Source organism: Streptosporangium sandarakinum, assembly GCF_050942225.1.
Taxonomy (GTDB): domain Bacteria; phylum Actinomycetota; class Actinomycetes; order Streptosporangiales; family Streptosporangiaceae; genus Streptosporangium; species Streptosporangium nondiastaticum.
In genome coordinates this window covers 7,389,263-7,412,243 of record NZ_CP192034.1, presented here as the reverse complement: position 1 = coordinate 7,412,243, position 22,981 = coordinate 7,389,263, and the positions used below count along the sequence as shown (strand labels likewise).

Genomic DNA, 22,981 nt, shown 5'->3' with positions numbered 1-22,981 from the left:
CCTCGGGCTGTTGACATACCGATGGTACGCCAAATAGCTTTCACATACCGACGGTATGCGAAAGGGATTCGCCATGATTCTGACCAGCTTCTATCCGGTCATCTGCACCAAGCGCCTGGCCGAGAGCCGGGACTTCTACGTCGGCCTGTTCGGCTTCGAGCCGACCTTCGAGGCGGACTGGTACGTGAGCCTGCGGCGGCCCGGCGCGCGGCCGTACGAGCTGGCCCTGCTCGACCACGAGCACCCGACGCTGCCCGAGGCGTACCGGGTGCCGGTGCGGGGGTTGCTGCTCAATTTCGAGGTGGAGGACGTCGACGCGGAGTGGGAGCGACTGGTCGTACGGCACGGCCTGCGGCCCGAGCTGGAGCTGCGTAGCGAGGGCTTCGGGCAGCGGCACTTCATCGTCGCCGATCCGAGTGGCGTGCTGATCGACGTGATCACGCCGATCGAGCCGTCCGCCGAGTACGCGGAGCAGTTCACGGCAGGTTAAGAGGGCGATCATCCCCTGGGTCGGGCCGGCCACCGCGGGGGCGAGGCCGAGCGGGACGAGGGCGGGCGGGAAGCACAGGCTCAGGCGGGGACGGGCTCCTGGTCAGGGGCTTCGAAGGGGGGATAGTTCTCGCCGGCCATTCGTTCGGCCGCGTCGATGTAGTCGGCGAGGGCGTCGCGGGATCGGGCGAGCCTGTCCATCTGATCGTCCAGTCGCCGCAGCCGTGACCGCATCGCGGCCAGCAACTCGGGACATCCGAGTAGCTCCGGTGCTTCTCCGACCGCGCAGGGCAGCAGGTACGCGATGTCCTCGGAGGACAGGCCCGCGCCGAGCAGGTGCCGGATCTGCTTCACCCGCAGTACGGCGTTCTCGTCGTACTCGCGGTAACCGTTCGCGCCGCGGTTCGCCTCCAGCAGACCCTGGGCTTCGTAGTAACGCAGCTGATGGGTGTTCACGCCCGTCCGACGACTCAGTTCCCCGATCAGCATCGAACCCTCGCTTGACCTTCATACCGGTATCAACGCTGACGATGCTGCCATGAACAGCAGAACCGATACACCCGTGACGGTCATCGGACTCGGGCTGATGGGACGGGCGCTCGCCGGCGCGTTCCTGAGAGCCGGGCATCCCACGACCGTGTGGAACCGCACGACCTCCAAGGCCGACCGGTTGGTGGCCGAGGGCGCCCGGCCGGCGCCGACGGTCGGCGACGCGCTCGGGGCGAGCTCCCTGGCGATCATCTGCGTCACCGACTACCAGGCCATGTACGAACTGCTCGGCGCGAGCGATGGCGAGCTGGACGGCAAGACGTTGATCAACCTGACCTCGGGCGACTCGACCCAGGCCAGGGAAGCCGCCCGATGGGCCGGGCAACGCGGCGCCCACTACCTGGACGGCGCCATAATGGCCATCCCATCGGTGATCGGGACCGCCGAGGCGGTGATTCTGCACAGCGGGCCGCAGCCGGACTTCGAGGCGTACAGGCCGACGCTCGACGCGCTTGGCACCGTCACCTACCTCGGTGCGGACCATGGGCTGGCGTCCCTGTACGACGTGGCCGGCCTCGCCATGATGTGGAGCGTCCTGAACGCCTGGCTCCAGGGCACCGCCCTGCTCAGGACGGCCGGGGTCGACGCCGCGACGTATGCGCCGTTCGCGCGGCAGATCGCTGCCACCGTCGCCGAATGGCTGCCCGGGTACGCCGAGCAGATCGACAGCGGCTCCTTCCCGGCCGAGGTGTCGGCCCTGGAGACCGACGCGCGGGCGATGGCACACCTGATCGAGGAGAGCGAGGCGGTGGGTGTCAACGCCGAACTGCCAAAGTTGATCAAGGCGATGGCCGACCGCTCGATCGCCGCCGGGCACGGTGGGGAGCAGTATCCCGTGCTGATCGAGGAGTTCAGCAGACCCCGCAAGGACTGACCAGCCCCGGCACCGGGTTCTCAGCGGTCTCGGTGAAGCCGGCTCCATGCGGTCCGTGGGAAGCGGTCATCTCCATCCCGGGAGGTGGACTTCCAGGGCTCCGGCCCGCCCCGGCTCGAACCCGCTCGTGAACACTCCGCCAGACGGAAGGCCCGGCTCCAGCTCATGGAGCCGGGCCTGCGGCGCTTCCTCAGGGACGGGGCGTGCCGAGGGCTGCCCGCCTGCGCCCGGAGACACGGGTGCCCCGCGCGAGGAACTGCACCACCTGGTGGATCAGGTGCCCGAAGTGGAGCTCCGGCCGGCTTCGGCGTCGGTCCGGGGCCTCCTGGAGGAGTGCGAGAAGGACGGGATCCGCCGTTCCTCGCCTCGTGCGAGGGTGAGCCGGACGCGTCCGGCCGGGCCGGAAACCGGGTCCGCGCTGCTCAGAGCAGAGCTGCCGCAGGCGGATCGCGTCGACGTCGATACAGAACGCCCCACATGATGGACGCATGGGCGAAGAATCGAAACTTCCACTTTTCGACGCGCGGGTGAGACGTCAGCTTTACGAAGAGCGTGTTCTCGTTCTCGACGGTCCTCTCGATGACGACAACGGGACGTTGATCGCCACGCAGTTGATAGCACTCGCCACGCAGGACGCGTCGGCCGATATCGCATTGTGGATTCATTCCCCGGGCGGCTCGGTTCCATCGATGCTTGCGATCCGTGACATCATGCGGCTCATTCCCTGCGACGTGTCGACCCTCGCGATGGGTATCGCGTACAGCGCCGGGCAGTTCCTGCTGTCGTCGGGTACCCGGGGGAAGCGCCGCGCCCTGCCGCACGCACGCGTCCTGATGCACCAGGGCTCGGCCGGGATCGGTGGCACCGCGGTCGACATCGAGCTGCAGGCCGACGACCTCCGGCACACCCGCGACACGGTGCTCGGTCTCATCGCCGAGGACACGGGTCAGCCCGTGGAGCGCGTATTCGAGGACTCCCTGCACGATCGCTGGTACACGGCGCAGGAGGCACTGGACTACGGCTTCATCGACGCGATCGTCCAGAGCTTCGACGAAATAGCGCCACGCAGCCGCCCGCGGTCCGGATTCGGCGTCACCGAAGGAGTCGGTAAGTGAGCACGTACACGATCCCCAACGTCATCGCCCAGAATCCCCGGGGCGAGCGGATCATGGATGTCTATTCGCATCTTCTCACCGAGCGGATCGTCTATCTGGGGACCGCGATCGATGCGGGCGTCGCGAACGCGCTCATCGCACAGCTTATTTTTCTGGAGTCCGACAACCCCGAGGCCGGCATACAGTTCTATATCAACTGTGAGGGCGGCGACCCGAGCGCGATGCTCGCGATATATGACACCATGCGCTATATCCGCCCGCAGGTTGAGACGACCTGCGTCGGGCAGGCCATCGCGGTGGGCGCCGTCCTTCTCGCCGCGGGCGCCGAAGGGAAACGCGCCGCTCTCCCGCACGCACGGGTGATCCTGCACCAGCCGGCCGCCCAGGGGCGCGGAACGATCCCCGATCTCATCCTGCAGGCCGACGAGGTCGTCCGTATCCGGGCGGACATCGAGCGCATACTGTCACGGCACACGGGCCAGACCGTCGAGACCCTGCGCGCCGACACCGACCACGATCGCGTGTTCACCGCGACCGCCGCCTTGGAGTACGGGCTCCTCGATCAGATCATCGAGGAGCGCTCATAGGCTCGTGAACGATCCCGGCGGGCCGCGTCAAGCGGCCAGAGCGTACGCCGCCGAGCAGGTGGCACCCCTCGACGTGCTGTTCTGAGCGGACCGCAGGCTCTCGGCGACGGCAAGGGTCAGATCGACCAGGGTGACGTCCAGCGCGCCGGCGACCGCGGCGATCATTTCGCTCGATGGCTCTTTGACGCCTCGTTCCATCTCGGAGAGATACTGCGGCGAGACGCCGGCGCGACGCGCCGTCTCGCTCAACTTCTCGCCCCGCTCGTGACGAAGACCTCTGAGACGCTCACCGAGCACGTGCCGCCACAGCGGCTCGCGAGCCGGAGACGGCTTGGGGGCGGTCCGATCGGTCGCCGGACGTAGCGGCGGGACAGAGGAGGCCATACCTCACCATAGGTAGACGACGCGTTCGAGCTCCGCTGACTTCGCGCAGAGCGGAACCGTCCCCGCCTCCTCCGTACCGTCCTCGGGGCCGGTGAGGATCGCGACCCGTGTGGACGCGACCCAGGTCAGAGGCCGTTCCCGAGGGATCGGGAGCGGCCTCCCGCGTTGCCGTGCGACCACGCGTCCTCGGCCGTCTCCGCGGGGACGGCCCACCGTTCGTGGTTTTGCCGGGGAGCCCGTGGTGAACCCCGAACCGCCACCCGCGATCTCGGTGGCCGGGATCGGACTTCTCGTATTCCGTGAACGGGCGGTCCGGATGGCTTAGGGTGCAGCGGTGAGCGTGATCGATTGGTTGTTCGAATCCGACCCAGCCATCCGCTGGCAGGTGTCGCGCGACCTCACCGGCTCCTCGCCCGACGAGGTCGCCGCCGAGCGGGCGCGCGTGGAGCACGAGGGCTGGGGCGCCCGTCTCCTGGCGCTTCAGGGCCCCGACGGGTTGTGGGACGGCGGCGCCTGCTTCCCGGCGTCCTACACCGGCGGTGAACCCGGGCAGCCCTGGACGCCGACGATGCACACCCTGCAGACCTTGCGGATCCTCGGGCTCGACCCGGCGTCGGAGGCGGCACGCCGCGCGATCCCGCTCGTCGCCCGGCACGGGCGATGGGAGCACGCCGGGCAGCGGTACTTCGACGGTGAGGTCGAGCCGTGCATCAACGGCAGGACGATCGAGACCGGCGCCTACTTCGGGGTGGATGTCTCGGCGATCGTGGAGCGGGTCATCGGCGAGCGGCTCGCCGACGGTGGATGGAACTGCGAGGCCGAGAACGGATCCGTGCGCTCCTCGTTCGACACGACGATCAACGTGCTGGACGGCCTGCTCGAATTCGAGCGCGCGACCGGCGGGTCCGCCGCGGTGCGCCAGGCGCGGCGCGGCGCGGAGGAGTACCTGCTCGAACGCGGCCTGTTCCGCCGCAGGAGCACCGGGGAGGTCGCCGACGCGGCGTACCTCGACTTCGCCTTCCCGTACTACTGGCACCACGACGTGCTGCGCGCGCTCGACTACTTCAGGCGCTCGGGGGCCGAGCCGGATCCCCGGATGGCGGAGGCCGTGGAGGTCGTCCGCTCCAAGCGGCGGCCCGACGGCCGCTGGCCGCTCGACCGCGTCCACCCGGGCCGCGTCCACTTCCCCTTCGAGGAGGGTGTGGGGAAGCCGAGCCGCTGGAACACCCTCCGTGCGCTCAGGGTGCTCGACTGGTGGCGAGGCTGACCCCGCGGGCGCGGATCGCACACCGGCGCATGCGGACCGGACCGCGGTGAGCGGTGCGAAGCCGGGAACACGGCGTCGAGACGGGTCGCCGAGAAGGCGGGGTTCGTGGTCGAGGCGACGCTTCGCAGGCGTCTCTTCCATCGGGGCATGCGCGTCGACGCCTGGGTCGGCTCTCTGCTCCGGGACGAGGCGGGGAGGCGGACGCGGACCGGCTCCGCGGCGGACGGCCCCGGTGCCGCATGATCACGCCCCGCCGCGGTGCGGCAGCGGGGAGCAACTCACCGGAAAGGGCCTTTCGCTGACCATGTAACGCTTCGTCGGTCTTCTTCCAAGCATTGGCGTGTTCGGGAGGACGACGAAGGGAGCACGGCCGGTGCGCTTCAGACGAACGGGGCCGGTGGGGATCTCCACCGACCCTGAGGCATTCGAAGCCTTCTACCGGTGCCATGTCGAAGCGGTCACGCGGTTCATGGCCCGCCGGGTGGACGACCCCCACACGGTCGCCGACCTGGTCGCGGAGGTCTTCGTCGCGGTGCTCGACTCGGCGCACACCTACCGCCCCGGCCTGGGCAGCGAGATCGGCTGGCTGTACGGCGTGGCACGCAACACCCTGTCCGCCGAACGGCGGCGGGCGGTGAGCGAGCTGCGGCTGACCACCAGGATCAGCGGGCGGCGGCTCCTCGACGCGGACGACCTCTCGCGGATGGAGGAACGTCTGGACGCGGAGAGCCCGGCCCGGCGGGCCTTCGAGGCCATGGCCGGTCTGCCCGACAGCGAGCGTGCCGTCCTGGAGCTGGTCGCCGTCGACCAGCTCTCCGTCCCCGAGGCGGCCGCCGCGCTGGGCATCCGGCAGGGGACCGCCAGGGTCCGGCTGCACCGCGCCCGCAAGGCACTGCGCCGCATTCCCGGCGTCATCTCCCCCACGGTCATGGAAGGACTCCGATGAACTTCGAGGAGAGACTGCTCATGGAGCTCAAGACCGAGATGAACGAGCGGGCGGCACGGAGGCCCGCCCGCAGCCCCCTGCGGCGTCGCCTGCCGGCGGTGGTCGCGGTCGCGGGCGTGGCCGCCGCGGCACTGGTGGCCGTGCCGATGATCACCGGGACGGAGAACGCGGCGTACGCGCTGACCCGGGACCCCGACGGGTCCATCGTCCTGAAGATCAACGAGTTCCGGGACCCGGAACAGGTCGAGCGGGATCTCGCCGAGCTGGGCGTGAAGGCGGACGTCTCATACGTCAAGCCGGGCAAGAGGTGCGCCCCGGGTCGTTTCTCCACCATCGGAGAGCCGCGTCTCACACCCGGGGAACTGGGGAGCAAGGACCCCGCGGTCCGGGACCGGGTGAGGAAGGCGATCGAGAACACGCCCTCCGCGCGCGCACATGACACGGTGCCGGGCGGTGGCCTGAGGATCTACCCGGACAGGATCAAGCCGGACTGGACCGTGGTCATGGAGTTCACCGAGAACGAGGACCAGACCTCGGGGCCGGAGAAGCCGAGAGCCCTGTGGCAGTACCTCTTCCAGGTCACCGACGGCCCGGTCAAGCCCTGCGCGCTCGTCGACGACCCGTCCTGGGACGCCCCGACCGATCCGCTGAAGAACCCGGAGGCGTTCCCGCCCGCGGGCGGCTGACCCCGGCCGGGTGACCGAGGGCTCACCGCGCGCCCCTCTCACGCCCGCCGGTCGACGCGCCGGCGGGCGACCGTAAAGCTCTCGGCGGCCGTGTTACGGCTCGCGGGGGAGCGGGCATCCCAGCTGAGGGACCCTGATTCGTGACTCCTCCGCTCTCCGAGGGAGTGGCTCTCGCCTCCCTCGGCCGAGGTGGGCGACGGACAAGCCCTGCCCGTTCCGAACACGCGGGCCGTCGCGGGGGAGGCGACTTCTCCGCCGGGCGGATCCGATAGCCCTCTCGCCAGATCCGATGGAGGCCATCATGGCGGCGAGATCCACATCGGCTGCGCCCGGCAAGCGGGGCGGCGGACTCGGCAAGCTCCAGGATTTGCACGTCACCGTGCCGGTGATCGGCAAGGTGACCCTTCCGCCTCCCGAGCACCTCGCTTTCTACGCGGTGCTGGGCGCGCTGGGAGCCCTGGAGATCATCGACTGGCCCATCGTGCTCGTCATCGGGGCCGGGCATCTCCTGGCCGGTCAGCAGCGCTCTCGTGTCCTGCGCGGGGCCGGGCAGGCCGCCGAGGCGGCGTAGCCGGGCCAGGGCCTCTGTGGATCCTTGCCGTGGTGAGGATCCACGAAGCAGGTCCTGGGCCCGGGCGGGACGACCCGGTCCAGGCTGTCGATCTGCCAGGTACGGGATCGGAGCACGCCCCGGTGGCGGTACTCACGCATGATCTGCACGTGTGCGCGCAGCCGTACGAACGCCTGGAGATCGTCCTCCTCGCGCCACACCGACAGCGAACCGACCCGGCGTCCGGGAAGGTCCGCCCACAGCCACATGCCCACCGCGCCCGGCAGGGTCGGCCACAGGCGGCTCAGCGAGAGGCCGTGCCGGGCGATCCCGGGCAGGTCGAGGAGCCGGTCCATCCGGTAGTCCGTCAGCACGGCCACCAGCGGGCCGGGGTGACCGGCCGCCGGACCGGCGATCCAGCGGGTCCTCAGCACGCCGCCGCCGTACGGCGGAGCAGGGGTTCGGCGGCGGCGCGCAGCTCGTCGCTGAGCGGCGTCGGCCGCAGCGTGGCCGGGTCCAGGTTGACGTTGACGCGGTAGCCGTCGGCGTGCACCACCGCGCGGTCGGGCGACAGCACGCGGAAGCCGTACATGTTGCTGGTGCGGCCCAGGCGTTCGATCCAGAACTGCACCACGGGCTCACCGGCCCCGGCGATGGGGACGTGGTAGGTCACCTTGAACTCGCGCACGGCCAGGAACACGTCCTTGAACACCGACCGGGCCGGGTCCGCCGCCCAGCCCAGGCGCTGCCAGTACGTGCCGACCGCCCGCTCGACCAGCAGGGCGTACCGGGAGTTGTGCAGCAGCCCCATGGCGTCGAGATCATCGAAATGCACCTGGACCGGCTCGAACACACCGTCTTCAGTCATGGTCAGTCCTCCGGGAGAAGCTCGGGATGCGGGCAGAGCGCGCGCAGGCGTTGCAGTACGGCGCGGCGGGCGTGGGCGAACACGGCCTGTCCTTCGTGCAGGCGGGAGTGCGGGACGACCATCTCGCCGAGCGCGTCGATCTCGTACGCGAGCTGGGCCGGGTCCGTGCTCCCGGCCAGTTCGCCCAGCGCCACGGCCTCGTCCACCTGCCGCCGGACGAACTTCAGCCACTCGCGCATGGCCCGCGCGATGCGGTCGTGCACCGGCCCGGGGCGGTCGTCGAACTCGGCATGCACGGCGAAGAAGAAGCATCCGCCGGGCAGCACGCCGTCGCTGTAGAACTTCAGCCGCGCCTCGTGCAGCGCGAACAGCCGCCGCACGCCGGCGGGGGCCCGCAGGGCGGGCGCCACCACCGACTCGGTCCACTGGCGGGCGGCCCATTCGACGGCGTCGAGCTGGAGTTGCTCCTTGTCGCGCCAGTGGGCGAAGAACCCGGACTTGCTGGTGCCGGTCGCCGCCGCCAGCCGTCCCAGGGAGAGCCCGTCCAGCCCCTCGACGGAGGCCAGGCTCACCGTCCGCTCCAGGATCGCCTCCCGGCTGCGCGATCCGCGCAGCCGTCGGCCGTCGTGTGTCATGGGCGCCAAACTACATTAACGACCGATCGTTTGTATATCTCCGCGGGAGATCCCGTCCGCCGGGACTTCCATTGGATAGTCAAATTATCCATAATTGGATACTGTAACTATCCAAAAGGAGCGAGTCTCATGACGCTGATCGTCCTCATCGTGGCCACGCTGGTCTTCCGCCTGCTGGGCGCGGTGCTCCACCTGGACCGTTTCGCCACCTGGCGGGTGAGCGCCGCGCACGGCCTGGCCGTCATGCTGGTGATGACGGCCAGTGCCCACTTCGTCCCGCCGGGCGTGACCTTCATGCCGAACCACGCCGACATGGTGGCGATGGTCCCGCCGTTCGTCCCGTTCCCGGCCTTCGTGGTCTATCTGACCGGCGTCCTGGAGCTGGCCGGGGCGGTGGGTCTCGCGCTGCCGGCCACCCGGCGGGCGGCCGGGATCTGCCTGGCACTGCTGTTCGTGCTCATGCTCCCGGCCAACGTCCACGCCGCGCTGGCCGGGACGACCCTCGGCGGAGAGCCGGCGACGCCGCTGTGGCAGCGCGTCCCCGAGCAGATCCTCTACATCGGCGTGGCGCTCTGGGCCGCGGGCGTCCTGGAGAGGCGTGCCGCCCGTACGGCCCCCGTGGGCGGCGCGTCCCCGGTGCTCTGAGGTTCCCGCCCTCTCCGGGGCGCCCGGCGGGGCGGATGTCCCGCCGGCCGGGGACCCGTCTCGTCCGGCCGTCCCGGCGTGGGGGCTGGAACGGCCGGGTTCGCCCTGTCAGCCGCGCCCGTCCGGCTGGTCGGAGCGGGCCGACTGGAGGAACTCGATGCAGCGGCCCAGCAGGGCGACCAGTGTCTCCCGCTCCTCCGGGCTGAACTCGGCGGCGAGTCCCCGCTCGACCCGCACCGCGCGGGCGTCACCGTCGGCCAGCACCCGCTCGCCCTTCTCGGTGAGCCGGGTCTCCAGGATGTTCCGGTGCCACTCGTGCGGGGTGCGCTCGATCAGGCCGTTCTCCTGGAGGTTCTTGAGCACGGTGTTCATGGTCGGCGGGGTGACCGCGCACGCCCGGGCGAGTGCGGCGGCCGAGATCCCGGGGTTCCGTGACAGGTGCAGCAGTGCGGCGTACTGCGACACCGTCAGGTGAGCCGGCTTCAGCGCGGACTGCTTGGCCGCGCTGAGTGCCTGCTCCGCCCGCTTGAGGTGGGATCCCAGGCGCTCCGGAACCGGCATCGAGGTCATTCCTGCATGTTAACGGCCTGGAGGATTCGCGGATTGACGATCATTAGAACTCTAATTATCGTTAGAGCTCGATTTGAGCGTAGCCATCTAAGAACCTTGAGCAGTCGAATGGAGAAGCCTGTGTTCCGAGTTCGCAGGTCCGTCACCGTCGCGACCGCGGCTCTCGCCGCCGCCCTCGCCTGTGCCCCGGCGGCCCAGGCGGTCCCCACCGCCGCGGCCGGCCCGTCCCCGGCCGCCGCGGCCGACCGGTCCGCGTCGACCCCCTCCGGAGCGCGCCTCCGGATCTCCACCGCGTACGAACTGCCGGGGGAGCGGGTCTATCCGGAGGGCATCGCCGCCGACCCGCGCACCGGAGACCTCTACGCCGGGTCGTTCACCGACGGCACGGTCTTCAAGATGACCCCGGGACGGCGCACGGCCCAGATCTTCCTGCCGGCGGGCGTGGACGGCCGGCACACCGCCAACGGGCTGAAGGTCGACCGGTTCGGACGGCTGTGGGTGACCGACTCCACCACCGGAGTCTCCGTGTACGACACGCGCAGCCGCCGCCTGCTAGCCCGCTTCGTGGTCCCGGGGAAGGACGCGCGCTTCGTCAACGATCTCGCCGTCACCCCGGACGGCAGTGCCTACCTGACCGACAGTGTCCGCGCCGTGGTCTACCGGGTCACGCCCGGGCAACTGGCCGGCGCGGGAGACGAGCCCGTGGCGCTCACCCCCCGGTTCGACCTGGGCGGTCTCCCCGGCGCCCACGCGTCCGACGCGTACGCCCTGAACGGGATCGTCGCCGACCCGTCCGGGCGGTACCTGCTGGCCGCGGACATGGCCGGCGGTGACCTCTACCGCCTCGACGTCACCTCCGGTGCGATCCGCCGGGTCGAGCTGCGCGGCGGCGACATGCTCCACGCCGACGGGCTGGAGCTGCGGAACGGCACGCTCTGGGTCGTCCACAACACCGACGACGCCATCAGCCGGTGGCGTGTCTCCGGGGACGGCTCCTCGGCCCGGCTGGAGCGGCGGGCGGCCGACGAGGCGCTCCAGCTCCCGACGACGCTGGTACGGGTCCGCGGGACCCTCTACGTGGTCCGCTCGCAGTTCGACAAGGGCGGCCCGATGGGGGAGGGAACCCCGGAGACGCCCTTCACCGTCGCCGCCGTGCACGGCATCTGAGCCCTCAGGAGCCCGGGCGGCCCCGCCTCAGCCGCCCGAATGTCCCCGGCAGGGGTCGCGGCGCGGGTGTCGTGAAATCGGCCTGCCCTCACCCGCCCGGATGTCCCGGCAGGGGTCGCGGCGCGGGCGTCGCGAAGCCGGCCCCGTCTCACCCGCCGGGACGTCCGGCCGCCGGGCCGGGGGCGTGGACGTGCGCGGGCCGCGGCCCGGTGGCGTCGTCGTACGACTCGCGGGCGTCGATCAGCTCGTCCCAGTGCTCCTCCGTCCAGGCGCACGCGGCCGCCAGCGGCACGAGCATGCTGCGGCCCAGCGGGGTCAGCTCGTACTCGACGTGCGGGGTGGCGCCGGCGAGGACGGTGCGCCTGACCAGGCCGCCGCGCTCCAGGGAGCGCAGCGACCCGGTGAGGACCTTGGGAGTGACGCGACGCAGCGGCACGCGCAGCTCGGAGAACCGGCGCGGCCCGTCTTCGAGGCACCGGACGATGAGCGCCGCCCACTTGTCGCCGAACCGGATCGGGTTGAGCGGGGACGGGCACAGCTCGTCGAACATGTCGGCGGGCAGAGGCTCCCTCATGACCTCACGATAGCCGGTATCCCGGCGGTAACCGCGGCTGCGGATAGCGTCCGCGAGCAGGCCGGGCGCACGGGACCCGGCCCCGGTGAAAGGCGGTTCCCCATGGACATCGTGATCTTCGGCGCGGGCGGCAGGGCCGGGCGGCAGGCCGTCGCCGAGGCGCTCCGGCGCGGCCACCGGGTCACCGCCGTGGTGCGCGATCCCGCGCGCCACGGTGACCTGACCGGCGCGCGGGTGGTGGCGGGCGACGTCACGGACGAGGCGGGCGTCGAGCGGGTCGCCGCCGGGCACGACGCCGCGATCAGCGCCGCCGCGGACCTGGCCGTGCCGCCGCGCGACTTCTTCACCTCCTCGGCCCGCGCCCTGTCGGCCGGCCTGGCGAAGGCGGGAGTGGGCCGTCTGGTGGTGGTCGGCCTCGCGTCCGTCCTGCCCGGCGCGTCCGGCGTGCCGCTGATGGACGAGCCCGGCTACCCGAACGAGTACCGCGCCTTCTATCTCGGCCACGCGGCGGGCCTCGACGAGCTGCGGACGTGCGAGCCGGACTGGGCGTACGTCGCGCCCGCGGGCGACTTCGACCACGGCGGCGTCCCGACGGGGCGGTACCGGGTCGCCGAGCACGGGGACGCCGCCAGCCGCATCACCTACGCGGACTTCGCGATCGCGCTGCTCGACGAGGTCGAGGATCCCCGGACCCGCCGCGCCACCGTCAGCGTCCGGGAGGCGTGAGGCCCGAGGCCCACGGCGGCCCGAGCCCCCCGGGCCGCCGGGCCTCCGGGCGGGCGGCGCCCGTCGTGGTCAGGCCTGTTCCTGGCGGGGCATGATCACCTCGCGGATGATGAGCAGGATGGCCGCGACCAGCGGGATGCCCAGCAGCGCCCCCACCACGCCGAGCAGGGCGCCGCCGAGCAGCGCCCCGACGACCGTGGCGAGCGGCGGGACGTCCACCGAGCTCTTCATCACGCTCGGCGCGATCCAGTAGTTCTCGATCTGCTGGTAGATGGTGAAGAAGACGATGCAGACGATGCCGACCGTGGGCGAGACGAAGAACCCGACCAGGGAGGCGATCCCCGCGCCGATGAAGGCGCCCACCATCGGGATCAGGTCGGTCAGGGCCACGATCAGGGAGAGCCCCAGGGCGTAGGGGACCTTCATGAGGACCAGGAAGAAGAAGGTCGTCACCCCGGCGATCAGGGAGATGATGAGGTTCCCGGCGACGTAGCCGCCGATGCTGGCGATGATCTGGTCGCCGAGCAGGCTCGCCCGGGTACGGCGGGAGCGCGGCACCAGGCGGTAGGCCATCTTCTTCAGGGAGTTGAGGGAGCCCAGGAAGTACAGCGTCAGGACCAACACGGTCAGGGAGTTGAAGACCGCCCCGATGAGCACCTGGCCGAAGCCGAGCACGCCGCCGAACATCTGGCTGCCGAAGTCACCGCTCGTCACGTACTGCTGGAGCCGCTCCAGGATCTGGAAGCGCTCGTCCAGGTCGCGGATCAGCGGGTTGTCCTGCAGCTCCCGCACGTACTGCGGGAGCTTCTCCACGAAGTCGGTGGACTGCGTGGTCAGCGGCGGCACCACGGCCAGGCCGAAGACGACGAAGACGGCGGTGACGCAGAGGAAGACCGCGGTGATCGCCACCATGCGGGGCAGGCCGCGCCGTTGCAGGGCCTCGACCGCCGGGTTCAGGCCGATGGCGAGGAAGAGCGAGACGACGATCAGTATGATCACCGAGCTGGCGCTCATCACGGCCTGGACCAGCCACCAGGCGGTGAGCACGCCGAGCGCGGCGGTGAAGCCGAACACGAACGGGTGGTTGCGCATGGACCGGCCCGGCCGCCCGAAGGGCAGGTCCGGCGGGTCCTCGGGGGCGTCGAGCGGCCGCAGGGGGCCGGCCGAGGTGAGGATCGGCTCGGCGGGCCCGGCCGCGTCGGCGGAGTCGGCCGCGACCGGGTCGGGGGCTTCTGGGGCCTCGGGGGCGGGGGAGTGGTGCTCGGACACGGAGGGGACCTGCCCGTCGTTTGGGCGAATAGTCGGGTTCAACGGGTGATGACCACCACCGGCGGCACTGGGAGCGGTCATGACGCCTTGGCGTACGTGCGGGGACGCAGGGCGTGGCTGCGCAGCGCCGCCAGGGCCGCCGACCGGCCCGCGGGGGTCAGCCGCCCGCCGGTCCGCAGCCCGAAGGCGGCCAGGCGCCGCGCGAGGTCGGCCAGGACGGCGTCCACCTCCCTGGCCCGTCCCTCCCCGCGGCCGACCACCCCGGCGACGCGGTCGCGGTCGGCGGGGGCCCCTCGGCGAGCAGCATCAGCGCCGCCTCGCGGGCCGAGGCGCGGAAGGCGTCCTCCCCGGGAGCGGGGGCCAGCAGCGCGGCGGACGCCGTCTCCCACAGCAGATCGCGGTCGCCGAGCAGGCGCCGCCCCTCCCGGGTGGTCACCAGCCTCCGGCCCGCGCGGCGCAGCGCGCCCATGCGTCCCTCGGCCAGCTCACGGGCCGCCTCCAGCTCCCCGTCGCTCCAGCGGCTCCCGTCGGGCGCCGGGCGGGCCGGGTCGCGGTCCTGGGGCAGCGGGATCCCGTCGGGGCGGCGGCCCAGCTCCAGCAGCCACCGCAGCGCGGCGAGGAATGTTCCGGCCGGAGCCGGGACCGGGGCGTGCAGGTGCGCCTCGAAGGGCTGGGCGAGCTCGCGCCAGGCGGCGCCCCGGCCCAGCACCCAGCGGTTGAGCCGCTCGCCCCGGACCCGGTGCAGCCAGCTGTCGCCGCCGAGGTCGGCACGGGGCTCGGTCAGCCAGCGGCGGGTCAGCGCCTCGCGCCCGGCGGCCGAGTTCACGGCCGGCTCCCCGCAGACGCGGGCCAGCTCCAGCGCGGCCGAGCAGGCGCCGTGCGCGCCCAGCTCCTCGGGGCCCATGATCGAGCTCCACCGCAGCTCGGGGAGGTCGGGCGGGAGCAGGCCGGTGGCGTCCAGGGCGCGCCGGCAGGCGGCCGTCCCGGCCTCCTCGCCGGACCGCTCGTAGGTCCGCAGGATCCGCGCGGTGAGCGGCGAGGAGCAGAGCGCGGCGTAGCGGCCGAGGCCGCCCAGCTCCAGCAGCCTGCCCAGCGCCGTGGCGACCGCCTCGCGGTCGCCCGCGACCTGGGTCGGCAGCGTGTACCAGAGGAACTCGCACACGGTCAGCTCGGTGAGGGTCTCCAGCGGCTCGCCGCCGGTGAGCCGGTCGATCGCGTCGCGGGCGTGCCCGGCGTGGCCGGGCTCGGACCGCTCCAGCTCGGCCAGCAGCGCGGCAACGTCCGGCGCGGGCACGCTCCGCAGCCTGCCGTGGCCGGGCCTGCCCTGGCGATGGAGGTGACGCAGTGGTTCGTGCACCGTGCCTACCCTAGGAAATCCGCATCCGAGCACCACATGGGAACGATCAGATCCAGCCCTTCTTGAAGAGCATCCGCGCGCTCCAGTCCGTGTAGGGAATGATCTCGGCGGTGAGGACGGGGTACAGCCACCAGAAGTTGAGGATCGCCAGCAGCGTGAAGGCGCCGACGACCACCCCTCCGACCATACGCCTGCGCGGCGGGGCGTCCGCGCGGCCCAGGACGAGCCCGGCGGCCAGGGTCAGTGCCAGGATCATGAACGGCTCCATCGGGGCCGTGTAGAACAGGAACATCGTGCGGTTGTCGGCGATCGCCCAGTAGAACCAGGGCAGCCAGCCCGCGATGTAGGGGAGCAGCACGGCCCCGGCCCGCCAGTCGCGGGCCGAGACGTACCAGGTGAACATGGCGACGAGCGCGGCGAGCCCGCCGTACCAGATGATCGGGGTGCCGACCCCGAGGACGGCCTGCGAGCAGTTCTGCGCGCCGCAGCCGGTCTTGGGCGACTCGTAGAAGAACGCCACCGGGCGCAGCAGCAGCGGCCAGCTCCACGGCTCGGACTGGTAGTTGTGCGGGGTGGACAGGCCGTTGTGGAAGCCGAGGACCTGGAAGTGGTAGGCGAGCCACGACCGGATCGAGTCGAAGACGAAGTAGGCGGGGCCGTGGGAGGTGGCGCGCTCCCAGTTGCGGCCCCAGCCGCCGGCGGTGGCGAACCAGCCGCTCCAGGAGGCCGTGTAGGCGACGGCGGGGGCGAGGGCCATGGCGGTCAGCGCAGTCGGCAGGTCCTTGCTCGCCGCGCCGCCGTACGGCCTGCGCAGGCCGACGGCCTTGCGGGCGCCGGCGTCCCAGACGAGGGACATGATGGCGAGGGCGATCAGGAAGAAGATGCCGGACCACTTGACGGCGCAGGCCGCCCCCAGGCAGACGCCGGCCGCAATGCGCCAGGGGCGCCAGCCGAGCCAGGGGCCGTGCTCGTCGAGCGGGGAGGTCTCGTACCAGGCGGCCAGGCGGGCGCGGGCCCGGTCGCGGTCGGTGACCAGGCAGGCGAAGCCGGCCAGCACCCAGAACATCAGGAAGATGTCGAGCAGCGCGGTGCGGGACAGCACGAAGTGCTGGCCGTCGACCGCCAGCAGCAGCCCGGCGAGGCAGCCGAGCAGGGTGGAGCGGGTCATCCGGCGGGCGACACGGGCCAGGACGAAGATCGACACGACGCCGGTGAGGGCGGCGGCGAAGCGCCAGCCGAACGGGGTCATGCCGAAGATCTGCTCGCCCAGCGCGATCATCCACTTGCCCAGGGGCGGGTGGACGACGTAGGAGGCGCACTTGTCGAGCTGGTCGGCCGCGCATCGCTGCCAGATGTCGGTGTTGCCCTGGATCAGCAGCGCGTTGGCGTTGTCCACCGGGGTGTGCTCGGTGCCGAAGTTCAGCAGCGCGAAGCCGTCCTTGGCGTAGTACGTCTCGTCGAACATGACCGCCTTCGGGCGGCCCAGGTCGACGAAGCGCAGGATCGCACCGAACGCCGCCACCAGCGCCGGGCCCAGCCATCCCCACAGGGCGCTCCCGGGCATCGGCGGGACCAGGCGGTCGCGCACGGAGCGTGCCGATTCGCGGGTCGGCGAGGGGTCGGGCTGCTCGAACCCCTTGTTGGTGAAATCGGTCACGGCCACCCGGCCATCGTACGGGCCACCCCGCCCGGCCACCCAGGGAAACCCCGGCCGCATGCCCAATTGAGGGTGATATTCCCGGGTGATCCGGGTTGGCCGCCGGGTGGGACGGTCCTCCGGCGGGTCCGCCCCCGTGACGGCGCCGGTGAACGGAGGCCGATCCCCCGGGCGGGGGCCCGCCCCCGGATGCGCGAGGATGGGGGCGTGACGGACAACGGCAGGCTGGTGCTGGCGGGAGCCCCGATCGGGCAGGCGGGCGACGCCTCCCCGAGGTTGCGCGACGCCCTGGAGAACGCCGACGTGGTCGCGGCCGAGGACACCCGGCGCCTGCGCCGGCTGGCCGCCGAGCTGGGCGCCGAGATCGGCGGGCGCGTCGTCTCCTACTACGACGCCAACGAGTCCGGCCGGGCCGCCGAGCTCCTCGCCGCGCTCCAGGAGGGCCGGACCGTCCTGGTGATCACCGACGCCGGCATGCCCGGCGTCTCCGACCCCGGCTACCGCCTGACCAGCCTGGCCGTGGAGGCCGGGATCACGGTCACCTCGCTGCCGGGACCCTCGGCGGTCACCACCGCCCTGGCCGTGTCCGGCCTGCCCAGCGACCGCTTCTGCTTCGAGGGCTTCCCGCCGCGCAAGCCCGGTGAACGCGCCCGCAGGCTCGCCGCCCTGGCCGCCGAGGAGCGCACGATGGTGTTCTTCGAGGCGCCGCACCGGCTGGCCGCCGCGCTGGAGGCGATGGCCGCGGCGTTCGGCCCGGACCGGCCCGCCGCCGTCTGCCGCGAGCTCACCAAGACCTACGAGGAGGTACGGCGGGGCGGCCTCGGCGAGCTGGCCGAATGGGCGGCCGGCGGGGTCAGGGGCGAGATCACCGTGGTCGTCGCCGGACGCGTCCACGACGCCGCGCCCCCGTCGATCGAGGAGCTGGTCGAGGAGGTGGCCCGCCGGGAGGAGGCGGGCACGTCGAGGAAGCAGGCGATCGTCGACGTCGCCAAGGGCGCGGGCGTGCCCAAGCGGGTCCTGTACGACGCCGTCCACCAGGCGTGACCCGTTCGATCCGGAGGCCGCCGCGGGACCCGGCGCGCGGTCCCCGGTGTACGGGCCCTGGTGTGCGGGGGCCTCAGCGCCGGGTGCGTCCCGGGCGCCGCGCGGCCGTCCCGGACACCGGGCGCGCGCCGGGCCGGGCGCCCGCGAGCCGCGGCGCGACCCCCCGGAGCCACGGCACCCCGTGCCGCAGCGAGATCGCGGCGGCCAGGCAGGCCAGCGGCACCGCGGGCAGCACGTAGCGGTAGTCGAACTCCGCGGTGGCCGCCGGGGCCAGGAGGAGGCCGAATGAGGCCAGCCACGGCAGCAGCACCGGGCCGCCCAGCCTGCGCCAGCGCACCGCCACCCCGGCCAGGCCGATCAGCAGCAGCACGCCGAGCACCAGGCCGGGCAGCCGTACGATCCGCTGGTAGCCCTGCATGAACGCGGCCCACGGGTCGTTCACCCGGGTGCCGATCACCTTCGCCCGGCCGTCGATCGACGCGGTCCGCAGGCCCGGGTCGTAGATCTGGGCGTCGCCGTCGGTGGTGCCCTTGTACGACGACCAGGAGGGCAGCACCTTGTCCTCGAAGGGGAACTCGTACTGCAGGTAGGTCTTGTAGTCGGGGAAGCGCGGCCGGCCCCAGTGGAAGGCCCGGACGAAGTCGAGGCCGACCCGGGCGAGGTAGTCGCCCGGCTGGGACAGGATGGCCCGCTTGGCGAACTGCCCGGCGACCCGGTTCATCTCCGGGGTGAAGGTGACGCCGGAGCCGAAGGCGTGGAAGCGCTGGCCGTCGCCGTTGGCCCACCACAGGTAGTTCTGGCCGGAGAAGTGGCGCTGGCTCGGCGGCGCGGTGATGCACAGCAGCGCCAGCTCCAGCTCCTCGCGCGGGTCGACGCCCATTTTCTTGCAGTCGGAGAACAGGGCCGTGCGCATGTAGAGGATCGCGCCGTCGCTGTTGGTCATCGCGAAGTTGCCGTGCGCGGAGGCGAACCACGCCATGTACCCCGTCACCGGGATCGCGCAGGCCGTCACCATGGCGGCGACCGGCCGCCAGCCGGTCCGCTTCACCAGGAGGTAGACCACCACCAGCGCGAGGATCGGCAGGCCGATCGACCGGGTGAGCGCGGTCAGGGCGAGCAGCAGGCCGACGACGGCGCCCAGCCGCCACGACATCTTCCGGTGCCACAGCACCAGCGTCACGACGCCGACGACCAGCAGCATGAACATGGTGTCGGACATGACCAGGTGTTCGAGCTGGATCTGGTAGGCGTCGAACAGCACCGGCGCCGTCGCCAGCGTCGCCCCCCAGGCGGGCAGCCCGAACTTCCGGCGCAGCAGCGCGTACACGAGGACGGCGACGGCCAGGCCCATGAGGTGCTGGGTGAAGGCGACCAGTCCGAAACTGTGAAATGGTCTGAGCAGGAGCAGCCAGAAGGAGTAACCGTTCGGCCGCAGGGCACTGGGCCGTTCGGGGTTCACCGCCCCGGAGACGTAGTCGTAGGAGTCGTTGAACCACAACGCCGGGCCGTAGCCGATCATGGTGACCAGCCGCAGCGCGAACGCCGCCGTCAGGGCGGCGAGGAAGACGCGGTGACGGCGGACGAACGCCAGGAGACGCGCTCTCCAGCCAGATGGAGGCTCGTCCAGGCATGGTCGTTCGGCCACGGTAACCATGCCTTACAGGATGCCAGTCCTTTCACGGAGTTGGCCCGCGCGCGAGTCGGCACAGGGCATCATGATGAGATTGGCTTGTGCCGGATCGAAGGGTTGAGACGTGGAACTGACCGTGGTCATGCCATGCCTGAACGAGGCGGAGACCGTGGAGACCTGCGTACGCAAGGCGCTGGCCTGCATGCGGGACCACGGGATCGACGGTGAGGTGCTGATCGCAGACAACGGCAGCACCGACGGCTCGCAGCAGCTGGCGCGCGACGCCGGCGCCCGGGTCGTGCACGTGGACGCCAAGGGGTACGGCAACGCGCTCATGGGCGGCATCCGCGCGGCGCGCGGCAAGTACGTCATCATGGGCGACGCCGACGACTCCTACGACTTCACCTCGCTGCTGCCGTTCGTCGAGCAGCTGCGCGACGGCGCCGACCTGGTGATGGGCAACCGGTTCAAGGGCGGCATCGCGCCGGGGGCCATGCCCCCGCTGCACCGCTACCTCGGCAACCCGGTGCTGTCCTTCATCGGCCGCCTGTTCTTCCCCAGCGCCATCGGCGACTTCCACTGCGGCCTGCGGGGCTTCCGCCGCGACTCCATCCTGCGGCTCGGCCTGCAGACCGGCGGCATGGAGTTCGCCAGCGAGATGGTGGTGCGCTCGACCCTCTCCGGCCTCGACGTGCGCGAGGTGCCCACCACGCTCTCGCCGGACGGCCGCTCCCGCCCGCCGCACCTGCGCTCCTGGCGCGACGGCTGGCGCCACCTGCGCTTCCTGCTCCTGTACAGCCCCCGCTGGCTGTTCCTGATCCCGGGCATGATCCTGATGACCCTGGGCCTGGTGGCGGGCACCGCGCTGACCTTCGGCCCGGTCTACATCGGCAAGCTCGCCTTCGACGTCGACACCCTGGTCGGGGCGTCGGCCGCGATGGTGATCGGCTTCCAGGCCACGCTGTTCGCGGTGTTCACCAAGGTGTACGCGGCCGAGGAGGGCTTCCTGCCGGAGGACCGGCGGGTGCGCAAGCTCGTCGACGTGGTCACCCTGGAGAAGGGCCTGATCGTGGGCGGCCTGCTGGCCCTGGCCGGTCTCGGCGGCCTGGCCGCCTCGCTGGTCCACTGGCAGACCCGCAGCTTCGGCACGCTGATCCCGTCGGAGTCGCTGCGCCTGGTCGTGCCCTCGGCCACCGCGCTGATCATGAGCTTCCAGACCATCTTCGCGGCCCTGTTCGTCAGCATCCTGGGCATCCGCCGTACCAAGGAGACGCCCATCGACGTGGCGGCCTCCGCGGCGGAGGAGGCGGCCGAGGCCGTCAGCCGGGAGGACGGCCGAGCCGCGAACCGGGACGAACCGGCCGGCAGCCGGGGCGGCGCCGCCTGATCCCCGCGCAGCCCTGATCTCCGCGCAGCCCTGATCTCCGCGCAGCGCTGATCCCCGCGTAGCCCTGATCCCCGCGCAGCGCGCCCGAGCCGCATCGGGCCGCGCGCCGGGTTCCGGTACGGGCGGACTCCGGTACGGCGGCGCGGCCTCGCGGGGCGGCGCCTCCCGATTCCGGGCGGCGAAGCCCGGGTGGTGTCCCTTAGGCTTGGGCACATGTCCCACCACATCCTGACCGCGGTCGCCTGGCCCTATGCCAACGGCCCCCGCCACATCGGGCACGTGTCCGGCTTCGGCGTGCCGTCCGACATCTTCAGCCGCTACCAGCGGATGGCGGGCAACAAGGTCCTGATGGTGAGCGGGACCGACGAGCACGGCACCCCGATCCAGGTCCAGGCCGACAAGGAGGGCGTGACCGCCCGCGAGCTCGCCGACCGCTACAACCGGGTGATCGCCGAGGACCTCCGGGGCCTGGGGCTGTCCTACGACCTGTTCACCCGCACCACCACCGCCAACCACTACGCGGTGGTGCAGGAGATCTTCAAGGGCCTGTACGACAACGGCTACATCTTCCCCCGCACCACCATGGGGGCGATCTCGCCGTCCACCGGCCGCACCCTGCCCGACCGCTACATCGAGGGCACCTGCCCGATCTGCCACTTCGACGGCGCCCGCGGCGACCAGTGCGACAACTGCGGCAACCAGCTCGACCCGATCCAGCTGATCAACCCGGTCAGCCGGATCAACGGCGAGACCCCGATCTTCGTCGAGACCGAGCACTTCATGCTCGACCTGCCGGCGTTCGCCGAGGTCCTCGGCTCCTGGCTGCAGTCCAAGCAGGGCGAGTGGCGGCCCAACGTGCTGAAGTTCGCCCTGAACCTCCTGGGCGACCTGCAGCCCCGCGCGATGAGCCGCGACCTCGACTGGGGTGTGCCGATCCCGCTGGACGGCTGGCGCGACCAGCCCAACAAGCGGCTGTACGTGTGGTTCGACGCCGTCATCGGCTACCTCAGCGCCTCCGTCGAGTGGGCCCGCCGCTCCGGAGACCCCGACGCCTGGCGGCAGTGGTGGCAGAACCCCGACGCCCGGGGTTACTACTTCATGGGCAAGGACAACATCGTCTTCCACGCGGAGATCTGGCCGGCGCTGCTGTTCGGCTACAACGGCCAGGGCGCCCGCGACGGCCGGCCCGGCTCCCTCGGCGAGCTGAGCCTGCCGTCGGAGGTCGTCTCCAGCGAGTTCCTGACCATGGAGGGCCGCAAGTTCTCCTCCTCCCGCCAGGTCGTCATCTACGTGCGCGACTTCCTGGCGCGCTACGACGCCGACGCGCTGCGCTACTACATCGCCGTGGCCGGCCCGGAGACCCAGGACACCGACTTCACCTGGTCGGAGTTCCTCAACCGCAACAACGGCGAGCTGGTGGCGGCCTGGGGCAACCTGGTCAACCGCTCGATCTCGATGGCCGCCAAGAACTTCGGGGTCGTCCCAGAGGCGGGCGACCTCACCGACGCCGACCGCGCCATGCTGGAGCGCAGCCGGGCCGCCTTCCCCCGGGTCGCCGCCGAGTTCGAGCGCTCCCGGTTCAAGAACGCCACGAACGAGGCGTTCGACGTCATCCGCGAGGCGAACAAGTATCTCGCCGAGCAGGAGCCGTGGAAGCGCAAGGAAGACCCGGAGCGGGTGAAGTCGATCCTGCACGTCGCCCTGCAGGTCGTCGACGACGCCAAGACCCTGCTGACCCCGGTGCTGCCCGCCTCCTCCGACAAGGTCCACGCCATGCTCGGCGGTGAGGGCGCCTGGTCCGGCATGCCGGAGATCCAGGAGGTCGAGGACCTCGACGAGCCCGGCCGGAGCTACCCGATCATCACCGGGTCCTACGACGGCGCCGCGCGCTGGGAGTCCACGCCCATCCGGGCCGGCGTCCCGCTGGCGCCGCCGACCCCGCTGTTCTCCAAGCTGGACCCCAAGATCGTGGACGAGGAGCTCGCCCGGCTGGGCGACTGACGCG

General features: G+C 71.6%; 25 protein-coding genes. 14 read left to right on the top strand and 11 right to left on the bottom strand.

The genetic code is table 11. The features are described 5' to 3' along the window. Window positions 1-73: 73 nt before the first annotated feature. Window positions 74-490 (top strand): VOC family protein, encoded by a 417-nt coding sequence (locus ACQP10_RS33880; RefSeq protein WP_390000949.1) that lies wholly within the window; start codon window positions 74-76, stop codon window positions 488-490. Window positions 491-570: 80 nt separating this feature from the next. Here the strand turns inward: ACQP10_RS33880 and ACQP10_RS33875 are convergent, their stop codons facing one another. Further along, complete coding sequence (locus tag ACQP10_RS33875; protein WP_433540355.1) at window positions 571-978, bottom strand: MerR family transcriptional regulator; 408 nt, start codon at window positions 976-978, stop codon at window positions 571-573. A gap of 49 nt (window positions 979-1,027) precedes the next feature. Between ACQP10_RS33875 and ACQP10_RS33870 the strand changes: the two genes are divergently transcribed. The 3 genes from ACQP10_RS33870 (at window position 1,028) to ACQP10_RS33860 (ending at window position 3,614) form a co-directional block, all read left to right on the top strand. After that, window positions 1,028-1,912, top strand: a complete 885-nt coding sequence (locus ACQP10_RS33870) for an NAD(P)-dependent oxidoreductase (protein ID WP_433540354.1) — start codon at window positions 1,028-1,030, stop codon at window positions 1,910-1,912. A gap of 488 nt (window positions 1,913-2,400) precedes the next feature. Next, complete coding sequence (locus tag ACQP10_RS33865) at window positions 2,401-3,027, top strand: ClpP family protease (RefSeq protein ID WP_346018900.1); 627 nt, start codon at window positions 2,401-2,403, stop codon at window positions 3,025-3,027. Further along, a complete protein-coding gene (locus ACQP10_RS33860) occupies window positions 3,024-3,614 on the top strand; it encodes a ClpP family protease (RefSeq protein WP_189246408.1) in 591 nt (196 codons plus the stop codon). The genes ACQP10_RS33865 and ACQP10_RS33860 overlap by 4 nt, the downstream gene beginning before the upstream one ends. A gap of 27 nt (window positions 3,615-3,641) precedes the next feature. Here ACQP10_RS33860 and ACQP10_RS33855 read toward each other — a convergent pair whose 3' ends face one another. After that, window positions 3,642-3,998, bottom strand: a complete 357-nt coding sequence (locus ACQP10_RS33855; protein WP_189246409.1) for a helix-turn-helix domain-containing protein — start codon at window positions 3,996-3,998, stop codon at window positions 3,642-3,644. A 334-nt stretch (window positions 3,999-4,332) separates the two neighbouring features. Here ACQP10_RS33855 and ACQP10_RS33850 point away from each other — a divergent pair, with 334 nt between their 5' ends. The 4 genes from ACQP10_RS33850 (at window position 4,333) to ACQP10_RS33835 (ending at window position 7,468) form a co-directional block, all read left to right on the top strand. Beyond that, window positions 4,333-5,265, top strand: coding sequence for a hypothetical protein (locus tag ACQP10_RS33850; protein ID WP_433540353.1), 933 nt, complete (start codon window positions 4,333-4,335; stop codon window positions 5,263-5,265). A 373-nt stretch (window positions 5,266-5,638) separates the two neighbouring features. After that, a complete protein-coding gene (locus ACQP10_RS33845) occupies window positions 5,639-6,211 on the top strand; it encodes an RNA polymerase sigma factor (protein ID WP_346018902.1) in 573 nt (190 codons plus the stop codon). Next, on the top strand, window positions 6,208-6,897 hold the full coding sequence (locus ACQP10_RS33840; protein WP_399501757.1) for a hypothetical protein: 690 nt from the start codon (window positions 6,208-6,210) through the stop codon (window positions 6,895-6,897). The genes ACQP10_RS33845 and ACQP10_RS33840 overlap by 4 nt, the downstream gene beginning before the upstream one ends. Before the next feature lie 301 nt (window positions 6,898-7,198). Further along, entirely contained in the window at window positions 7,199-7,468 is a 270-nt protein-coding gene (locus ACQP10_RS33835) for a hypothetical protein (protein WP_346018904.1), read from the top strand. Here the strand turns inward: ACQP10_RS33835 and ACQP10_RS33830 are convergent. The 3 genes from ACQP10_RS33830 to ACQP10_RS33820 are packed head-to-tail and all read right to left on the bottom strand — an operon-like array spanning window position 7,414 to window position 8,950. Further along, a complete protein-coding gene (locus ACQP10_RS33830) occupies window positions 7,414-7,881 on the bottom strand; it encodes a hypothetical protein (protein WP_433540352.1) in 468 nt (155 codons plus the stop codon). The genes ACQP10_RS33835 and ACQP10_RS33830 overlap by 55 nt on opposite strands. Beyond that, window positions 7,875-8,315, bottom strand: a complete 441-nt coding sequence (locus ACQP10_RS33825) for an acyl-CoA thioesterase (protein WP_179825658.1) — start codon at window positions 8,313-8,315, stop codon at window positions 7,875-7,877. Before ACQP10_RS33825 ends, ACQP10_RS33830 begins: the two co-directional genes overlap by 7 nt. 2 nt (window positions 8,316-8,317) lie before the next feature. Continuing rightward, window positions 8,318-8,950: a TetR/AcrR family transcriptional regulator gene (locus ACQP10_RS33820; protein ID WP_346018906.1), complete on the bottom strand. Its 633-nt coding sequence runs from the start codon at window positions 8,948-8,950 to the stop codon at window positions 8,318-8,320. A 129-nt stretch (window positions 8,951-9,079) separates the two neighbouring features. On the opposite strand from ACQP10_RS33820, the gene ACQP10_RS33815 reads away from it, so the two are divergent. Beyond that, a complete protein-coding gene (locus tag ACQP10_RS33815) occupies window positions 9,080-9,595 on the top strand; it encodes a DoxX family protein (protein WP_390000968.1) in 516 nt (171 codons plus the stop codon). 108 nt (window positions 9,596-9,703) lie between these two features. Here the strand turns inward: ACQP10_RS33815 and ACQP10_RS33810 are convergent, their stop codons facing one another. After that, complete coding sequence (locus ACQP10_RS33810; protein ID WP_346018908.1) at window positions 9,704-10,165, bottom strand: MarR family winged helix-turn-helix transcriptional regulator; 462 nt, start codon at window positions 10,163-10,165, stop codon at window positions 9,704-9,706. Window positions 10,166-10,285: 120 nt separating this feature from the next. On the opposite strand from ACQP10_RS33810, the gene ACQP10_RS33805 reads away from it, so the two are divergent. Continuing rightward, window positions 10,286-11,332: an SMP-30/gluconolactonase/LRE family protein gene (locus tag ACQP10_RS33805; RefSeq protein ID WP_346018909.1), complete on the top strand. Its 1,047-nt coding sequence runs from the start codon at window positions 10,286-10,288 to the stop codon at window positions 11,330-11,332. Window positions 11,333-11,480: 148 nt separating this feature from the next. On the opposite strand, the gene ACQP10_RS33800 is transcribed toward ACQP10_RS33805, so the two are convergent. Continuing rightward, entirely contained in the window at window positions 11,481-11,906 is a 426-nt protein-coding gene (locus ACQP10_RS33800) for a winged helix-turn-helix transcriptional regulator (protein WP_346018910.1), read from the bottom strand. A gap of 102 nt (window positions 11,907-12,008) precedes the next feature. On the opposite strand from ACQP10_RS33800, the gene ACQP10_RS33795 reads away from it, so the two are divergent. Beyond that, entirely contained in the window at window positions 12,009-12,632 is a 624-nt protein-coding gene (locus tag ACQP10_RS33795; protein ID WP_433540351.1) for an NAD(P)-dependent oxidoreductase, read from the top strand. Between the two features lie 69 nt (window positions 12,633-12,701). On the opposite strand, the gene ACQP10_RS33790 is transcribed toward ACQP10_RS33795, so the two are convergent. The 3 genes from ACQP10_RS33790 to ACQP10_RS33780 all read right to left on the bottom strand — a co-directional run bounded on the left by ACQP10_RS33790 (window position 12,702) and on the right by ACQP10_RS33780 (window position 16,822). Beyond that, complete coding sequence (locus ACQP10_RS33790) at window positions 12,702-13,901, bottom strand: AI-2E family transporter (protein ID WP_346018912.1); 1,200 nt, start codon at window positions 13,899-13,901, stop codon at window positions 12,702-12,704. Window positions 13,902-14,058: 157 nt separating this feature from the next. Further along, window positions 14,059-15,258 (bottom strand): hypothetical protein, encoded by a 1,200-nt coding sequence (locus ACQP10_RS33785; protein ID WP_433540350.1) that lies wholly within the window; start codon window positions 15,256-15,258, stop codon window positions 14,059-14,061. Window positions 15,259-15,304: 46 nt separating this feature from the next. Then, a complete protein-coding gene (locus tag ACQP10_RS33780) occupies window positions 15,305-16,822 on the bottom strand; it encodes a dolichyl-phosphate-mannose--protein mannosyltransferase (RefSeq protein WP_346019712.1) in 1,518 nt (505 codons plus the stop codon). 282 nt (window positions 16,823-17,104) lie between these two features. On the opposite strand from ACQP10_RS33780, the gene rsmI reads away from it, so the two are divergent. Further along, window positions 17,105-17,959, top strand: a complete 855-nt coding sequence (gene rsmI / locus ACQP10_RS33775) for a 16S rRNA (cytidine(1402)-2'-O)-methyltransferase (RefSeq protein WP_386151220.1) — start codon at window positions 17,105-17,107, stop codon at window positions 17,957-17,959. 73 nt (window positions 17,960-18,032) lie between these two features. On the opposite strand, the gene ACQP10_RS33770 is transcribed toward rsmI, so the two are convergent. Further along, window positions 18,033-19,613, bottom strand: a complete 1,581-nt coding sequence (locus ACQP10_RS33770) for a hypothetical protein (RefSeq protein WP_433540349.1) — start codon at window positions 19,611-19,613, stop codon at window positions 18,033-18,035. Window positions 19,614-19,713: 100 nt separating this feature from the next. On the opposite strand from ACQP10_RS33770, the gene ACQP10_RS33765 reads away from it, so the two are divergent. Together ACQP10_RS33765 and metG are read left to right on the top strand one after the other, a co-directional pair. Then, window positions 19,714-20,976: a glycosyltransferase family 2 protein gene (locus ACQP10_RS33765; RefSeq protein WP_179825643.1), complete on the top strand. Its 1,263-nt coding sequence runs from the start codon at window positions 19,714-19,716 to the stop codon at window positions 20,974-20,976. Between the two features lie 213 nt (window positions 20,977-21,189). Next, a complete protein-coding gene (metG, locus tag ACQP10_RS33760) occupies window positions 21,190-22,977 on the top strand; it encodes a methionine--tRNA ligase (protein ID WP_433540348.1) in 1,788 nt (595 codons plus the stop codon). Window positions 22,978-22,981: the final 4 nt, after the last annotated feature.

What these genes read in the sequence shown, in the direction of transcription:
- ACQP10_RS33870 (WP_433540354.1), top strand. Translation starts at nt 1,028, where the DNA reads ATGAACAGCAGAACCGATACACCCGTGACGGTCATCGGACTCGGGCTG.
- ACQP10_RS33810 (WP_346018908.1), bottom strand. Translation starts at nt 10,165, where the DNA reads ATGACCTCGATGCCGGTTCCGGAGCGCCTGGGATCCCACCTCAAGCGG.
- ACQP10_RS33880 (WP_390000949.1), top strand. Translation starts at nt 74, where the DNA reads ATGATTCTGACCAGCTTCTATCCGGTCATCTGCACCAAGCGCCTGGCC.
- ACQP10_RS33840 (WP_399501757.1), top strand. Translation starts at nt 6,208, where the DNA reads ATGAACTTCGAGGAGAGACTGCTCATGGAGCTCAAGACCGAGATGAAC.
- ACQP10_RS33780 (WP_346019712.1), bottom strand. Translation starts at nt 16,822, where the DNA reads ATGCCCGGGAGCGCCCTGTGGGGATGGCTGGGCCCGGCGCTGGTGGCG.
- ACQP10_RS33770 (WP_433540349.1), bottom strand. Translation starts at nt 19,613, where the DNA reads ATGGTTACCGTGGCCGAACGACCATGCCTGGACGAGCCTCCATCTGGC.
- ACQP10_RS33835 (WP_346018904.1), top strand. Translation starts at nt 7,199, where the DNA reads ATGGCGGCGAGATCCACATCGGCTGCGCCCGGCAAGCGGGGCGGCGGA.
- rsmI (WP_386151220.1), top strand. Translation starts at nt 17,105, where the DNA reads ATGCGCGAGGATGGGGGCGTGACGGACAACGGCAGGCTGGTGCTGGCG.
- metG (WP_433540348.1), top strand. Translation starts at nt 21,190, where the DNA reads ATGTCCCACCACATCCTGACCGCGGTCGCCTGGCCCTATGCCAACGGC.
- ACQP10_RS33815 (WP_390000968.1), top strand. Translation starts at nt 9,080, where the DNA reads ATGACGCTGATCGTCCTCATCGTGGCCACGCTGGTCTTCCGCCTGCTG.
- ACQP10_RS33820 (WP_346018906.1), bottom strand. Translation starts at nt 8,950, where the DNA reads ATGACACACGACGGCCGACGGCTGCGCGGATCGCGCAGCCGGGAGGCG.
- ACQP10_RS33855 (WP_189246409.1), bottom strand. Translation starts at nt 3,998, where the DNA reads ATGGCCTCCTCTGTCCCGCCGCTACGTCCGGCGACCGATCGGACCGCC.
- ACQP10_RS33795 (WP_433540351.1), top strand. Translation starts at nt 12,009, where the DNA reads ATGGACATCGTGATCTTCGGCGCGGGCGGCAGGGCCGGGCGGCAGGCC.
- ACQP10_RS33825 (WP_179825658.1), bottom strand. Translation starts at nt 8,315, where the DNA reads ATGACTGAAGACGGTGTGTTCGAGCCGGTCCAGGTGCATTTCGATGAT.
- ACQP10_RS33865 (WP_346018900.1), top strand. Translation starts at nt 2,401, where the DNA reads ATGGGCGAAGAATCGAAACTTCCACTTTTCGACGCGCGGGTGAGACGT.
- ACQP10_RS33800 (WP_346018910.1), bottom strand. Translation starts at nt 11,906, where the DNA reads ATGAGGGAGCCTCTGCCCGCCGACATGTTCGACGAGCTGTGCCCGTCC.
- ACQP10_RS33875 (WP_433540355.1), bottom strand. Translation starts at nt 978, where the DNA reads ATGCTGATCGGGGAACTGAGTCGTCGGACGGGCGTGAACACCCATCAG.